This is a genomic window from Lysobacter sp. HA35 (assembly GCF_054061195.1).
In genome coordinates this window covers 2,759,562-2,775,423 of the sequence record NZ_JBSSDY010000001.1, presented here as the reverse complement: position 1 = coordinate 2,775,423, position 15,862 = coordinate 2,759,562, and the positions used below count along the sequence as shown (strand labels likewise).

The 15,862-nt window shown below is 67.6% G+C and carries 10 protein-coding genes and 1 pseudogene; 7 read left to right on the top strand and 4 right to left on the bottom strand.

The genetic code is table 11. From position 1 onward, the window contains the following. Nucleotides 1-271: 271 nt before the first annotated feature. The gene (polA, locus tag ACVWZN_RS13465) at nt 272-3,028 is read right to left on the bottom strand and encodes a DNA polymerase I (RefSeq protein WP_456954263.1); all 2,757 of its coding nucleotides are present in this window, start codon (nt 3,026-3,028) and stop codon (nt 272-274) included. 91 nt (nt 3,029-3,119) lie between these two features. Between polA and ACVWZN_RS13460 the strand changes: the two genes are divergently transcribed. Then, on the top strand, nt 3,120-3,419 hold the full coding sequence (locus tag ACVWZN_RS13460) for a DUF2782 domain-containing protein (protein WP_456954262.1): 300 nt from the start codon (nt 3,120-3,122) through the stop codon (nt 3,417-3,419). On the opposite strand, the gene ACVWZN_RS13455 is transcribed toward ACVWZN_RS13460, so the two are convergent. Both ACVWZN_RS13455 and uvrD read right to left on the bottom strand, forming a co-directional pair. Continuing rightward, nucleotides 3,409-3,960, bottom strand: a complete 552-nt coding sequence (locus ACVWZN_RS13455) for a hypothetical protein (protein WP_456954261.1) — start codon at nt 3,958-3,960, stop codon at nt 3,409-3,411. The two genes, ACVWZN_RS13460 and ACVWZN_RS13455, sit on opposite strands and share 11 nt — an antisense overlap. Before the next feature lie 122 nt (nt 3,961-4,082). Next, nucleotides 4,083-6,262: pseudogene (gene uvrD / locus ACVWZN_RS13450) on the bottom strand (DNA helicase II). A gap of 126 nt (nt 6,263-6,388) precedes the next feature. On the opposite strand from uvrD, the gene ACVWZN_RS13445 reads away from it, so the two are divergent. Then, entirely contained in the window at nt 6,389-8,647 is a 2,259-nt protein-coding gene (locus ACVWZN_RS13445) for a DPP IV N-terminal domain-containing protein (RefSeq protein WP_456954260.1), read from the top strand. A 68-nt stretch (nt 8,648-8,715) separates the two neighbouring features. Then, nucleotides 8,716-10,512, top strand: a complete 1,797-nt coding sequence (locus ACVWZN_RS13440) for a DUF885 domain-containing protein (protein WP_456954259.1) — start codon at nt 8,716-8,718, stop codon at nt 10,510-10,512. An 85-nt stretch (nt 10,513-10,597) separates the two neighbouring features. On the opposite strand, the gene ACVWZN_RS13435 is transcribed toward ACVWZN_RS13440, so the two are convergent. Then, nucleotides 10,598-11,278, bottom strand: coding sequence for a YdcF family protein (locus ACVWZN_RS13435; protein ID WP_456954258.1), 681 nt, complete (start codon nt 11,276-11,278; stop codon nt 10,598-10,600). A gap of 130 nt (nt 11,279-11,408) precedes the next feature. Here ACVWZN_RS13435 and ACVWZN_RS13430 point away from each other — a divergent pair, with 130 nt between their 5' ends. From ACVWZN_RS13430 to ACVWZN_RS13415, 4 genes are read left to right on the top strand one after another with little or no spacing between them, the layout of a single operon-like run. Continuing rightward, complete coding sequence (locus ACVWZN_RS13430; protein WP_456954773.1) at nt 11,409-12,605, top strand: beta-ketoacyl-[acyl-carrier-protein] synthase family protein; 1,197 nt, start codon at nt 11,409-11,411, stop codon at nt 12,603-12,605. Then, entirely contained in the window at nt 12,602-13,378 is a 777-nt protein-coding gene (locus tag ACVWZN_RS13425; RefSeq protein WP_456954257.1) for a beta-ketoacyl synthase chain length factor, read from the top strand. The genes ACVWZN_RS13430 and ACVWZN_RS13425 overlap by 4 nt, the downstream gene beginning before the upstream one ends. Beyond that, the gene (locus ACVWZN_RS13420; protein WP_456954256.1) at nt 13,371-14,189 is read left to right on the top strand and encodes a glycosyltransferase family 2 protein; all 819 of its coding nucleotides are present in this window, start codon (nt 13,371-13,373) and stop codon (nt 14,187-14,189) included. The genes ACVWZN_RS13425 and ACVWZN_RS13420 overlap by 8 nt, the downstream gene beginning before the upstream one ends. Before the next feature lie 3 nt (nt 14,190-14,192). Continuing rightward, nucleotides 14,193-15,848 (top strand): NAD(P)/FAD-dependent oxidoreductase, encoded by a 1,656-nt coding sequence (locus ACVWZN_RS13415; RefSeq protein WP_456954255.1) that lies wholly within the window; start codon nt 14,193-14,195, stop codon nt 15,846-15,848. Nucleotides 15,849-15,862 lie beyond the last annotated feature (14 nt).

Here is a 15,862-nt window from a genome sequence, read left to right as displayed (position 1 = left end):
GGGGAGGGGAGGATCAGCGTCGGACGTTGCATCCGGCGCAGGTGTATGAAAACACCGGGAACATGCACGAAAAGTGAAGACTTCCGTTAGCTGCCCGTAAAAGTTCAGGGTCGATTCATTGCTTCGACGCCGTTCGTCGGTAAAGCGTGACAGTCGCCGAAGAATGCATGTTGCAGCGTCCGCAGGCGACCTCTGCAGCGTCGCTTTCACGTTGGTGCCGATGCGCCAGCTTGGTGCAACGCAGGCGCACGGCAACGTGAAAAACCGGCGCCTAGTGGGCCTGGTCCCAGTTGAGCCCGATGCCCGCATCGACCTCGAGCGGCACCTTCAGTTCGGCAGCCGCCGACATGCGCCGCTTCACCTCGTCGACCAGCGTCGGCACGAAGCCTTCGTCGACCTCGAACACCAGTTCGTCGTGCACCTGCAGCACCATCAGCGCCTGCTCGGCGTGGCCCGCCAACCAGGCGTGGATGTCGATCATCGCCCGCTTGATGATGTCGGCCGCGGTGCCCTGCATCGGCGCATTGATCGCGGCGCGCTCGGCGCCGGCGCGCAGCGACTGGTTCCGCGCGGCGATGTTCTCCAGGTACAGCCGGCGGCCGAACACCGTCTCGACGTAGCCCTGGTCGCGCGCCTGCTGTCGTGTCCGGTCCATGTAGTCGCGCACGCCGGGATAGCGTGCGAAGTACAGCGCGATGTAGTCCTGCGCTTCGCCGCGCGAAATGCCAAGTCGCGTTGCAAGCCCGAACGCACTCATGCCGTACATCAGGCCGAAGTTGATCGCCTTCGCCGCGCGACGTTCGCCGGGCTCCACCGTGTCGACGGTCTTGCCGAACACTTCGGCGGCGGTCGCGGTGTGCACGTCGACGTTTGACGTGAATGCGCGCAGCAGCGCGGGGTCTTCCGAGAGGTGCGCCATGATGCGCAGCTCGATCTGCGAGTAATCGCAGGCGACGATGCGTCGGCCCTGCGGCGCGATGAACGCGGTGCGGATGCGACGCCCGTCCTCGGTGCGAATCGGGATGTTCTGCAGGTTGGGATCGCTGGATGCAAGGCGACCCGTCGCCGCGCCGGCCTGGTGATAACTCGTATGCAGACGATGCGTGCGCGGGTTCAGCATCTCCGGCAGCTTGTCGGTATACGTCCCGCGCAATTTGGCGAGGCCGCGGTAGTCGAGGATCAGCCTCGGCAGTTCGTGCTGGTCGGCGATCGCTTCGAGCGCGGCTTCGTTGACCGACGGCGCACCGGTCGGCGTGCGCTCGGTCGCGGGCAGGCCGAGTTCGTCGAACAGCAACGCACCGATCTGCTTGGGCGAATCCATGTTGAACGTGCGACCGGCGACTTCCGTCGCACGCTGCTGGATTTCCAGCATGCGGCGGCCCATGTCGGCCGACTGGCGACGCAGTTCATCGGGATCGATCATCACGCCGTTGGCTTCGATGCGTTCGAGCACCGGGATCAGCGGAATTTCGATATCGCGATACACGCTGTCCAAAGCCGGAACATCGCGCAGCTTCGGTGCGAGCACGCGATGCAGGCGCAGCGTCACGTCCGCATCTTCGGCGGCGTAACGCGTGGCATCGTCGAGTGCGACCTGCGAGAACGGAATCTGCTTGGCGCCCTTGCCGGCGACGTCCGCGTATTTCACCGTGTCGTAGCCGAGGTACTTCTTCGCCAGCGAATCCATGTCGTGGCGCGTGGCGGTCGCATTGAGCACGAAGCTTTCGAGCATCGTGTCGTCGTGATAACCGCGAACGTCGACGCCATGGCAGCGCAGCACGTGGATGTCGTACTTGCCGTGCTGGCCGAGCTTCTTCTTCGATGCATCCGACAGGATCGGGCCCAGCGTGCGCAGCACCGTCGCCTTGTCGAGCTGCGCGGGCGCGCCGGGATAGTCGTGGCCGACCGGGATGTAGCAGGCCTTGCCGGGTTCCACCGACAGGCTCAGGCCGACGAGATTCGCGCACAGCGCGTCCAGCGAATCGGTCTCCGTGTCGAACGCGAATTCGTCGGCGTCGCGCAGGCGCTGCACCCAGACGTCGAGTTGTTCCTGCGTCATCACCGCTTCGTAGTCGCCCTTCGCAGCGAGCGCGGGGTCGAGCGCTTCGATCGGCGCGACCTGCGCGGCGACACCGCGACTGCCCGGCGCGGACGGCGCGGCCGCCGCACCACCTTCGAGCTCACGCAGCGATTGGCGCATGCCGTAACGCGTGAACAGTTCGCGCAGCTTCTCGTGGTCGCGCTCGCGCAGCGCGAGTTCCTGCGGTGCGAGCGGGAGTTCGCAGTCGGTCTTGATCGTGGTGAGCGTGCGGTTGAGCGGCAGGCGGTCGAGCACGCGCGCAAGGTTCTCGCCGATCTTGCCCTTGATCGCCGACGCGTTCGCGATCACGCCGTCGAGCGTGCCGTATTCGGCCAGCCATTTCGCCGCGGTTTTCGGCCCGCACTTCTCGACGCCGGGAATGTTGTCGACCGTATCGCCCATCAGCGCGAGGTAGTCGATGATCTGGTCGGGTCGCACGCCGAACTTCTCGATCACGCGCTGCGTCGAGTCCATGCGGCTGCCGCTCATGGTGTTGACCAGTGCGATGCCGCGGCCGTCGACCGGGTCGCGCACCAGCTGCGCGAAATCCTTATCGGATGTCGACACGGTGACATCGAGGCCTTCGTCGAAACCGCGCAACGCGAGCGTGCCGATCACGTCGTCGGCCTCGACGCCGTCCTCGCGCAGGATGGTGATACCCAGCGCCTGCACGATGTGGCACAGCGGCTCGACCTGCGCACGCAGGTCGTCGGGCATCGGCGGACGCTGCGCCTTGTATTGCGGGTCCAGTGCGTCGCGGAACGTCGGGCCCGACGCGTCCACCACGTAGGCGACGTAGTCGGGCTTCTCGGCCAGCACGGCCTTCAGCATGTTGACCACACCGAACAGCGCGCCGGTGGGCTCGCCGTGCTCGTTCGTGAGCGGCGGCAATGCGTGGAATGCGCGGTAGAGGTAACTGGAACCGTCGATCAGCACGAGCTTCTTCATGCGGCGATTGTAGGCCGCGCCCGTCGCGTGCCCTGAGCCGCGCGTTCACGCGCAGGCGGCCGTATGCTGGGCGCCCGTCCGGAGGTCCGCCATGCGCCGTCTCGTCCCGCTCGTCCTGGGTTTTTCGATGCTCGCGGGCTGTGCGTCCATGGCCGCGCCGGCCGATGATCCGACCGCCGCGTTGCGCGATGCCGACGTCACCACGCACACGCTCGACAATGGCGACACGGTGTCGGAATACCGCGTGGCCGGCCTGCTGCGCGTGGTCAAGATCGTGCCGAAGACCGGCGTGACCTATTACCTGACGGACGACGACAACGACGGCCGGCTGGATCACCGCCGTGGCGATGGCCCGATCAATCCGGTGCAATACACGATCTTCAAATGGTGAACGCGGCGCCGGAGCGCGCCGCCCTGTCGAAAGGAGCATGCCGATGAATGCAGTTGCCGCACCCGCATCGAAGTCGCTGACCGTCGCCCCGTGGGCGCTTCTGGTGCTCGCCTGGATCGCCTTCTTCGTGTCGGTGCCTCGGCTCGCGCTGTATGTCGGCGTGCCGCTGGCGGTGATCGCGGCAGTGCTCGCATTGATGGCGATGCGTCGGCGCGGACTGCGTGCGGGTATCGCGCCGCTGCTGGCGGCTGTCGTGGTGTCGCCGGCGCTCTACGTCGCCGCCGGTTCGATGCGCGCCAAAGCCGCCCCCGACGTCCCGCCGCGCCTGCCGTTCGTGCGCACGGCCGCAGCATTCCGGCCGACCTTCACGGCCGTCGAGATCGCCGGAGAATACACAGGCGACCACGCGCAGGCCGACTCGCAGTTCAAGGACCCGCTGCTCGTGACCGGCGTGCTCAGCGACGTTCGCGTCGACGGCCCCGGCGCCCCGGTCGCGCACTTCGCGGCGGGGCTCGTTCGCACCGGTCGAACTGCGCGGCATGCCGCGGGATTTGGCCGCGACGATGTCGCCCGGCCAGCAGGTCATCCTCGCCTGCGACCGCGTGCATATCGACGGCACGACCGTTGCCGCCGAACACTGCGGCAAGGCGCCGCAGTAACGCGTCAGATCTTCTGCAGGTTGGCGAACGCCGCCACCAGCCACTTGCTCCCGACGTCGTCGAAATTGACCTGCACGCGCGCATGCGCACCGCTGCCTTCCACGTCGGTCACCGTGCCGGTGCCGAACGTGGGATGCCGCACCGACGCACCGAGCGGCATGGCTGGCGTCTCGGTGAGACTGTTGTCGGTACGACGGTTGCCGGCGCCGTAGACCGGTCGCGACACCTGCACCTTGGGCCGCACTTCGTTGACCAGTGACGACGGGATCTCGCGCAGGAAGCGCGACGGCATGCCGTACATATCCATGCCGTGGATGCGGCGTGCTTCGGCGTAGCTGAGCACGAGCTTTTCGCGCGCGCGCGGGTGATGCCGACGTAGGCAAGACGGCGTTCTTCCTCCATGCGCCCGGCTTCCTCAGCCGAACGATTGTTCGGGAACAGGCCTTCCTCGAGGCCGACCAGGAACACCAGCGGAAACTCCAGGCCCTTCGCGCTGTGCAGCGTCATGAGCTGCACGCCGTCCTGGTCCGCGCGCGCCTGGCCTTCGCCGGCTTCCAGCGATGCGTACGAGAGGAACGCGACGAGCTCCGGCAGTTCGGGTTCCTCGTCATCCTCCTCGCGATAGTTGAAGCGCGAGGCGACGGACACGAGTTCGTCGAGGTTGTCGACGCGCGAATCGAGCTGGCCCTTCTGCTCGCGCGCGTAGAACTCGCGCAGGCCGGAGCGCAGAAGCACGTGGTCGATCTTCTCGGGCAGCGTGCGCTCGGCGCATTCGACCTGCAGGTCGTCGATGAGCTTGAGGAACGTAGCCAGCGCATTGCGCGCGCGTGCGGCCAGCCCCGTGCCGGAGGCGAGCTTCACCGCCGCGACCGCGAGCGGAAAACCTTCGGTACGCGCAACGCGACGCACTTCGTCCAGCGTGCGTTCGCCGATGCCGCGCGCCGGCGTGTTGACCGCGCGCTCGAAGGCCGCGTCGTCCGCGCGGTTCGCGATCAGGCGCAGGTACGCGAGCGAATCCTTGATTTCCGCGCGCTCGAAGAAGCGCAGGCCGCCATACACGCGATACGGCACCTGTTCGCCGATCAGCACTTCTTCGAATGCACGCGACTGCGCGTTGCTTCGATAGAGGATCGCGGTGTCGCGATAGCTGCCGCCCGACTGCACCCATTGCTTGGCGCGTTCGACGACGAAGCGCGCCTCGTCGATCTCGTTGTAGGCCGCGTAGAGATCGATGGGATCGCCGCCACCGACGTCCGTCCACAGCTTCTTGCCGAGGCGCCCGGGGTTGTGTGCGATCACCGCGTTGGCGGCGTCGAGGATGGTCGAAGTGGAGCGGTAGTTCTGTTCGAGGCGGATCGTCTTGGCGTCGTTGAAGTCGCGCAGGAACTTCTGCACGTTCTCCACCTTCGCGCCGCGCCAGCCGTAGATCGCCTGGTCGTCGTCGCCGACCACGAACACCTGCCCGGTATCGCCAGCGAGCACGCGGATGAAGGCGTACTGGATGTCGTTGGTGTCCTGGAATTCGTCGACCAGGATCTGCTTGAAGCGATTGCGGTAATGCGACAGCAGTTGTGGCGAATCGCGCAGCAGTTCGTGCGCGCGCAGCAGGAGTTCGGCGAAGTCAACGAGCCCGGCGCGGTCGCAACGCTCCTGGTAGGCGGCGTAGATGCGACGCATGGTGTCGGTCCACTCGTCTTCGCCGCCCTGGATGTTCTGCGGGCGGCGGCCTTCGTCCTTGCGCGCGTTGATCCACCACGCGGCCTGGCGCGGCGGGAACTTGGTGTCGTCGAGCTCCAGCGCCTGCAGCACGCGCTTGACCAGCCGCAGCTGGTCGTCGGAATCCAGCACCTGGAAGCTTTCGGGCAGGTTGGCCTGCTGGAAATGCAGGCGCAGCAGGCGATGCGCGAGGCCGTGGAAGGTGCCGAGCCACATGCCGCGCACGCCGCCGGCGAGCTGCATATCGACGCGGTGGCGCATTTCCGCCGCGGCCTTGTTGGTGAACGTGACAGCGAGGATGCCGTGCACCGGCACGCGTTCGACCTCGTTGAGCCAGGCGATGCGATGGGTGAGCACGCGCGTCTTGCCGGAGCCGGCGCCGGCGAGGACGAGGTAGTGACCGAGAGGCGCGCAGACGGCCTCGCGCTGCGCGGGATTCAGCGCGTCGAGAAGGTGGGAGACATCCATGACGACAGTTTACGGGCCGCGCGTCGCACGGCCTGTTCGCCATCGACGGTTCGAGGCGTGAAGGATTCCTCGTCGAAGCGGCCGTGGCGCGCCCTACACTCGCCCGACTCTCCGAACGCGCCCGCCATGAACCGACTCCGGCTTCGTGCTGTCCTCCCCGCCCTCCTCGTGACCTTTGCCTTGAGCCTGCCGACCGCTTCCGCCGAGACCCCGCCTTCGAAACTCACGCTCGAAGCGCTCGCCGGCGATGCACCGCTGTCCGGCCCGAGCCTGGTCAAGCCGAAGATTTCGCCCGACGGCACGCGGGTCACGTTCCTGCGCGGCAAGGATCGCGACCGCAATCGTCTCGACCTCTGGGCGTACGACATCGCCAGCGGCGCGACCAAGCGCCTCGTCGATGCCGACGATGTGCTGCCCGGCACCGAAGTGTTGAGCGACGAGGAAAAGGCGCGGCGCGAGCGCCAGCGCATCTCGGCGCTCTCCGGCATCGTCGACTACCAGTGGTCGCCCGACGGCCGATCGCTGCTGTTCCCGCTCGGCGGCGACCTTTATCTGTACGACCTGTCGAAGTCCGGCAAGGGCGCGGTGCGCCAGCTCACCCACAAGGAAGGCTTCGCGACCGATCCCAAGATTTCGCCGGCCGGCAAGTTCGTCAGCTTCGTGCGCGGCCGCAACCTGTGGGTGATCGACCTCGCCTCCGGCCAGCAGCGCCAGCTCACCTTCGACGGCGGCGGCGCGATCGCGAATGGCGAAGCCGAGTTCGTCGCCGACGAGGAAATGGATCGCCACACCGGTTACTGGTGGGCGCCGGACGACAGCTCGATCGCGTTCGCGCGCATCGACGAATCCAAGGTGCCGGTGCAGAAGCGCTACGAGGTGTATCCGGATCGCACGGAAGTCGTCGAGCAGCGCTATCCGGCCGCCGGCGATACCAACGCGTCGATCCAGCTCGGTGTGATCGATCCGACCGGCGCGAAGAAGGAACCGCGCTGGATCGACCTCGGCAAGAACCCGGACATCTACCTGGCGCGTGTGAACTGGCGCGACCCGCAGCACCTCACCTTCCAGCGCCAGTCGCGCGACCAGCGCACGCTGCAGCTGATCGAAACCGACCTGTCGTCGAACAAGCAGCGCACGCTCGCCACTGAGCATTCCAAGACCTGGGTGCCGCTGCACGACGCGCTGCGCTTCCTCAAGGACGGCAGCTTCCTGTGGAGCAGCGAGCGCACGGGCTTCGAACATCTCTATGTCGTCGACAACGCCGGCAAGGCGCGTGCGCTGACCTCGGGTGACTGGCCGGTCGACGACGTGCTCGCGGTCGACCAGTCCAACGGCTGGGTGTATTTCAGCGCGGGGCGCGAGTCGCCGACGCAGTCGCAGGTCTACCGCGTGCCGCTCAAGGGCGGCGCGATCGAGAAGCTGTCGAAGGAGGCCGGCTGGCACAGCGCCACGTTCGCCGCGAATGCGAGCGTCTATGTCGACAACTGGTCGAACCCGACCACGCCGCCGCAGCTGGTGCTGCATCGCGCCGACGGCAGCGACGTCGCCACGCTGGTGAAGAACGATCTCGCCGACCCGTCGCATCCGTACGCGCCGTTCCGCGCCGCGCAGCGCCCGATCGAGTTCGGCACGCTCACCGCCGCCGACGGCAAGACGCCGCTGCACTACTTCGTCATCAAGCCCGAGGGTTTCGATGCGTCGAAGAAGTATCCGGTGGTCGTCAACGTGTACGGCGGCCCGGCCGCGCAGACGGTCAAGGAGACGTGGCAGCCCGACCTCAACCAGTACTTCGCGCAGCACGGCTACGTGGTGTTCTCGGTCGACAACCGCGGCACGCCGCGTCGTGGCGCGGCGTTCGGCGGCGCGCTGTACGGCAAGCAGGGCACGGTGGAAGTCGACGACCAGCGCAAGGCGCTGCACTGGCTGACGTCGCAGCCGGGCGTCGACAAGGATCGCGTCGGCGTCTACGGCTGGAGCAACGGCGGCTACATGACGCTGATGCTGCTGGCGCGCGGCGAAGGTGATTACACCTGCGGCGTCGCCGGTGCGCCGGTGACCGACTGGGGTCTGTACGACACGCACTACACCGAGCAGTACATGGACCTGCCGAAGAACAACCCGGCCGGCTACAAGAACGCCCGCGTGCTGGAGCACATCGACGGCCTGGTCGGCCCGAACGCGCCCAAGTTGCTGCTGATCCACGGCATGGCCGACGACAACGTCATGTTCACCAACTCCACCGCGCTGATGAGCGCGCTGCAGCAGCGCGGCCAACCGTTCGAGCTGATGACCTACCCGGGCGCCAAGCACGGCCTCAAGGGCAAGGACCTGCTGCATCGGCTGCGCATCACCGACGAGTTCCTCGGCCGCTGCCTCAAGCCCTGACGTGACCTTCGGCGCATGGCCGCCTGCCGGCTGCCGCGCCATGCTCGGCTGTCTTCCGGAGATCGACCATGCACAAGCCGCTCGTCCTCGCCCTCACCCTCGCGCTGTCCGCGCCGGGCCTCGCACTCGCCGCACCCGCGGCGCCCGCGCCCGCCGCGAAAGCCGCGCCGAAGCCGGCACCGGCCTGGGTCGCGCGCAGCAATGAATACGCGCAGATCCTGCTCAAGGCGCAGGGCCCGTTCCAGCCGGAGCAGCTCTCCTTCTTCGGCGTTCCGGGCTTCGACGACAAGGTCTTCGACTACGGCCCGAACTTCCCGGCGCGCTATCGCGACGCGATCGCCAAGGCGCGTGACGAACTGAAGGCCAAGCTCGCGGTCGAGAAGGATCCGAACGTGCGCCAGGATCTCGAGATCCTCGTGCAGGCGGCCGAGGATTCGATCGAAGCCAGCAGCATCGGCGAGAAGATGACGCGCCCGTGGCTCGACGTCGGCCAGACGGTGTTCGGTGGCCTGCAGGGCCTGCTGTCGGACCAGACCCCGGCCGCGCGCCGCGCGATGGCGATCAAGCGCCTGCAGGCGTACGCGGGCATGACGCCGGGCAGCACGCCGCTGACCACGCTCGCGCGCCAGCGCTATGAGGAACGCGCGCAGGCCGGACTGGTGCAGCCGACGCAGGTTGAGGTGCAGCAGTCGCTCGACAACCTCGAGACCTACCGCAGCGGCATCAAGCAACTCTTCGACAAGTACAAGCTCGATGCGGGCCCCGCGCTTGCGCAGTTCGACAAGCAGCTCACCGATTACGCCGCGTGGACCAAGTCCACCGTGCTGCCGACCGCGCGCACGACGTATTCGCTGCCGCCGGAGCTGTACGCGTTGTCGCTCAAGGGCGTGGGCATCGACATCGATCCGCACACGCTGATCGAACGCGCCGAGATGGAATTCGCCGAGACCCGCAACGCGATGCAGCAGATCGCGCCGCTGGTGGCGAAGGAACACGGCTGGACCGACACCGACTACATCGCGGTGATCCGCCAGCTCAAGAAGACGCCGATCGCCGACGACAAGATCGAATCGCATTACCGCACGGTGGTGATGCCGGAACTCGATCGCCTGATCGCCGCGAACCGCGTCGTCACCCTGCCCGATCGCCCGATGCAGATGCGCGTCGGTACGCCGGCGGAGAACGCGTCGCAGCCTGCGCCCCACTTCCTGCCCGCACCGCTGGTGGGCAATACCGGCCAGCAGGGCGTGTTCGTGCTGCCGCTATCCAACCCGAATGCCGGCGCCGACGGCCCGTACGACGACTTCAACTACCCGGCCGGCGCGTGGACGCTGAGCGCGCACGAAGGTCGCCCGGGACATGAGTTGCAGTTCACCGCGATGGTCGAGCGCGGCATCTCGCTGGCGCGCACGCTGTACGCGTTCAATTCGGTCAACGTCGAAGGCTGGGCGCTGTATGCCGAAGCCGAGATGGTTCCGTACGAGCCGCTCGACGGCCAGCTCATCGCCCAGCAGCTGCGCCTGCTGCGCGCGAGCCGCGCAATCCTCGACCCGATGATCAACCTCGGCCTCACCGATCGCGATACCGCGTTCGCATGGCTGGTGAACAAGGTCGGCCTGTCGAAGGCGATGGCGCGCCAGGAAATCGACCGCTACTCGGTGAATTCGCCGGGCCAGGCCGGCAGCTACTTCTACGGCTACTCGCAGCTGATGCAGCTGCGCACGGAAACCGAGATCGCGCTGGGCGACAAGTTCGACCGCAAGGCCTTCAACGACTTCCTGCTCGACCAGGGCCTGCTGCCGCCCAAGCTGCTGGCCAAGGCGGTGCGCGAACAGTTCGTTCCGCAGCAGAAGGCGAAGAAGTAAGACGGATCGCGTTAGCCGTCGAAACGAAAACGCCCGCAGGACTGCGGGCGTTTTTCATTGCGTGTTTCGACGTCGCGTCGTGGCGTTACGTCACCCGCGCCAGCATCCGCTCGTTGCGGATGAAACGCGCCCAGCGTGTACCGATGTCGGCCCAGCAAACGTACGCTGCTTCACCGGCGAGGCGCACCAGCATGCGCGGTCCGAGGCGAAGTCGCGGTTCGGCCGCGCAGAGTTCGGCGTCGAAGCCGAGCTGGCGCGCGAACAGTGCGCAGCGTGCGAGGTGATAACGGTTCGACAGCAGCGTCACCCGCTCGCGCACGGTGCCGCCGAGCATCTGCCGCGCGTTGCGCAGGTTCTGCAGCGTGTCGCGCGAGCTGGATTCGAGTTGCAGCGGCGCATCCGGGGCAAGGCCGCGCGCGAACAGTTCGCGGCGCGCGATCTCGGCTTCGGTCGGCTCGCCCTGCGCGCCACCGCCGAGCAGCACGAGCCGCATCGGATGTTCGCGCCACAGCAGCGCGGCGCGATCGAGGCGCGCGGCGAAGTCGCCATCGACGCGTCCATGCGGCGCGTGCTTGCCGAACAGTAGAAGTTGCGCACCCTGCTGCGGCGAACACGGCGCGCGGCGCGCGGTGCGGACCACATACGCGAGGTAGGCGAGATACACGATGCCGGCGGACAACACGCACGCAGCCAACGCGACGATGCCGGTCTGCAGCACGTCAAGGTCTTTGAAAAGCGTGAACTGGTGGCGGGTGCGCGAGGACATCGAAGCGGCTGTTCAGCCTGCAGGACGACGCGCGGAGAATACGCCATGAGGACGGCGTGAAAGCGGACGGCTGGCATACTTCCCGGCCTCGTTCATGGAAGCAGCCGTGTCGCCATCCGCTCCGCCCCCGATGCCGCCGCTGGCGATCCGTGCCTTCACCGCCACCAGCGCGCTCGGCCGTGGTCTCGAAGCGCATCGCCGCGCATTGCGTGAGCAGCGCAGCGGCCTGCGTCGCAACGACTTCGGCGAGCACCGGCTCGACTGCTGGATCGGCCGCGTCGACGGCGTTGAAGAGTCGCCGCTGCCCGCCGAATGGGCGCAGTGGGAATGCCGCAACAACCGGCTGGCGTGGATCGCGTTGCAGCAGGACGGCGTGCTCGACGCGGTGCACGATGCGATCGCGCGTTTCGGCGCCGAGCGCGTGGCGGTCGTCATCGGTACGTCGACCTCCAGCATCGGCGCGACCGAAGAGGCCTACACTCGCCTGACCAACGACGCCGACGGCACGCCGAATTTCCCCGAAGACCTGCGTCGCCCGATCATCCACACCGTGCATTCGCCCGGCGACTTCGTGCAGCACGCCACCGGCGCGCGCGGCCCGGCGGTCACCGTCGCCACCGCGTGTTCGTCCAGCGCCAAGGTGTTCGCGCAGGCGGCTCGGCTGATCGAAGCCGGCGTCGCCGATGCGGCGATCGTGGGCGGCGTCGACACGCTGTGCGGCAGCGTGATCTACGGCTTCAACTCGCTGCAGCTGGTGTCGAAGAATCCGTGCAAGCCGTTCGACGCGACGCGCGACGGACTCTCGCTCGGCGAGGCCGGCGGGTTCGCCGTCGTCGAGCGTGCGGTCGAGGGCGACAACGGCCTGCAGCTGCGCGGCTACGGCGAATCCTCCGATGCGCACCACATGTCGGCGCCGCATCCGGAAGGCCTCGGCGCGCAGAACGCGATGCGCGATGCGCTGGCGCGTGGTGGCGTCGATGCCGCGGACGTCGGCTACCTCAACCTGCACGGCACCGCGACGCCCGCGAACGATCGCGCGGAATCACTCGCGATCAAGGCGGTGTTCCCCGACACGCTGCACGCGAGCTCGACCAAGGCCTACACCGGCCACACGCTGGGCGCGGCGGGCATCGTCGAATCGGTGATCGCACTGCTCGCGCTGGAAAGCGGCGAGCTGCCGGGCACGCTCGGTTCCTCCACGCCGGACGAGATCTGCGGCCCGCAGATCCGCTTCGACAGTGCGCATCGCGACATCCGCTACGCGATGAACAATTCCTTCGGCTTCGGCGGCAACAACTGCTCGCTGCTGTTCGGGCGCGCGGCATGACGCTCGCCGCCACCATCGAAGGCATCGGCTTCTGGGCGCCGGGCGTGCCCGACTGGAACGCCGCGCTCGCACTCGTGCGCGACGGCACGCTCGCCGACAACGCGCCATCGCGACCGTCGCCGCAGCTGCTGCCGCCGAACGAACGCCGGCGCGCGCCGGACAGCGTCGCCGTCGCGCTGGACGTCGCGCTGGCCGCCTGCGCCGCCGCGGGGCGCGATCCGACGACGCTGCCCTCGGTGTTCGCGTCCATGCACGGTGACCTCGCGATCACCGACTACATGTGTGCGGCGCTGGTCGAGCAACCGGAATCGGTATCGCCGATCCGCTTCCATAACTCGGTGCACAACGCCGCCGCGGGCTACTGGACCATCGGCGCCGGCGCGATGGCGCCCGCGACGTCCATCAGTTCGTACGACGCCACGTTCGCCCAGGCGCTGATCGAGTCCTGCGTGCAGCTCGCGACGGGCGCCGAGGCCGTGCTGCTGGCCGCGTTCGACGCGGCGTCGGCCGGTCCGCTGGCGAAGGTGCAGCGCAGCGAAGGCCTGCTCGGCGGCGCGCTGGTGCTCTCACGCGGCGACGGCGGGCCGCGCCTTAACCTTTCCCTGCGCGACGGAACGGCGGACGAGCCCGACGGTGCGCTGGCCGGTCGCGCGCCGCACAATGCGATGCGGCCGATGCTGCCGTTGTTCGAAGCCCTCGCGGCCGCAAGGTCGCACTGCACGCTCCGGGCCGGCCCGGGACGCGTGCTCGACGTGGAGATCCTGCATGGCTGAGCCGATCAGCGCCCGCGATATCGCGATCGTCATTCCCGCACTCAACGAGGAGCTGCGGATTCGCGAGGTCGTGGAAGGCGCGCTCGCGCACTGCCCGAACGTGATCCTGATCGACGACGGCTCGGACGACGGCACCGTCGAACGCGTCTCCGACCTGCCGATCACCGTGATCCGCCACGCCACCCGCATGGGCAAGGGCGCGGGCCTGCGCGACGGTTTCGACGAAGCGATGCGTCGCGGCATGCGGGGCGTCATCAGCATGGACGGCGACGGTCAGCACGCGGCGGACGACATCCCGCGCCTGCTCGCCGCGGCCAATGCGTATCCCGAGCACATCGTGATCGGCGCGCGCCTTCGCAAGCGTTCTCGCCAGCCGACGTATCGCCGGCTTGCCAACGAATTCGGCGACTGGGGCATCGCGATCGGCTGCGGCTTCCGCATCGCCGACACACAGAGCGGCCAGCGTTTCTATCCGGCGTCGGTGTGTTCGCTGGGCGACATTCCGGGCGAGGATTTCGTCTATGAGGCGCAGCTGCTGATCTCCGCGTCGCGCAAGCTCGGCGTGCGCTGCGTGTCGGTGCCGATCGAATCGCGCTACCAGGCCGCGTCCGGCCCGGTGAAGTTCCGCAAGAGCCATTTCCGCCCGCTGCGCGACCTGTGGCGCATCACCTCGCACGTGGTGGGGCAGGTCCTCGCCTACGGCAACCTGGTGACCGAGTACCGCCGCACGCGCGGCAACCCGGTGATCATCCACGACCCCAGCGGCGAGTTCGCGCCGAACGCCGTGGCCGCGCCCGCGCACAGCGGCTGAGCCATGACGACCGCCGCACCCGATACCGACGTCGTCATCTTGGGCGGCGGCCTCGCCGGCCTGACGCTCGCGTTGCAATTGCGCCAGCGCGATCCCGACGTGCGCATTACCGTGCTCGAACGCCATCATCACCCGGTGCGCGAAGGCGCATTCAAGGTCGGCGAATCGACCGTCGAAATCGGTGCGCATTATTTCGGCACCGTGCTCGGGCTGCGTGAGCATCTCGATACCGCGCAGATCCGAAAGTTCGGCTTCCGTTTTTTCTTCAGCGATGGCCAGACCGAGGTCGATCGCTGCACGGAACTCGGCGTCAGCCGCCTGCTGCCCACCACGTCGTGGCAGATCGATCGCGGTCGCTTCGAGAATTACCTGACCGACCACGTGCGTGCGCAGGGCGTCGAACTGATCGACGGCGCGGTGGTGCGCTCGCTCGATCTCGGCAGCAAAGGCGCGCTGCATCGCGTGCGCTTCGAGGCCGACGGCGACACACGCGACATCAGCGCGCGCTGGGTGGTCGACGCATCGGGTCGCGCCGCGCTGATCAAGCGCAAGCTCGATCTCGCGCAGACCAACGAACACAACGCGCATTCGGCGTGGTGGCGCGTGTCGGGCCTGCTCGATCCGCGCGACTGGTCGACCGATGCCGAATGGCTGGCGCGCACAACGCCGCCCGACCGCTGGCGCTCGACCAACCACATGTGCGGCGAGGGCTACTGGTTCTGGCTGATCCCGCTGTCGTCGGGCCAGCATTCGCTGGGCATCGTCTGCGACGGCGACCTGCACCCGCTGGAGACGATCAACACGCACGAGAAGGCGATGGCATGGCTGCATCGCCACCAGCCGCGCGTGGCGTCGATGCTCGAAACCGGCGGCCACGAGCTGCAGGACTTCATGTTCATGCGCCACTTCTCGCACAGCGCGAAGCAGGTGTTCTCGGGCGATCGCTGGGCCCTCACCGGCGAGGCCGGTGTGTTCCTCGACCCGTTCTATTCGCCCGGCAGCGATTTCATCGCGATCTCGAACACGTACATCACCGAGATGATCGCGTCCGATCGTGCGGGGCGGCCGATCACCGCGATGGCGCAGCTCTACCAGCAGCTCTACTTCTCGTTCTACGAGAACACGCTGACGCTCTACCAGGACCAGTACCGCCTGTTCGGCGATGCGCAGGTCATGCCGCTGAAGGTGATCTGGGACTACACGTACTACTGGTCGCTGCTCGCGCCGCTGTTCTTCTCGGGCTACCTGACGTCGCCGCAGGTGCTGGGCCAGCTACGCTCGCTGTTCGGCGAGGCGCGCACCCTCAACCTCGGCGTGCAGTCACTGCTGCGCAAGTGGGGCGAACGCAATACCGCGCGCGGCGAAGCGTCGCTGCTCGACGATCGCCTGCTCGACCAGTACCTGATCCCGTGGTTCCACGAGCTCAATCGGCAGCTCAACGACCAGCTCGATGCCGAGGCGTTCGTTGCCCGCATGCGTGGCGACGTCGAACGCATGCGCGACCTCGCCGCCGAACTGCTCATGCACGCCCGGCGCGAACACGCGGGGCTGGGCGATGCAGGCCTCGAACTCATCCTCGACGGACATCGTCCGCCGAGCGAGGCGCTGTTGCCCGCGGTCTGGTACGCGGAAACCACGACGGCCGACGCGCTGGCCTGAATCGATGCGGGCGG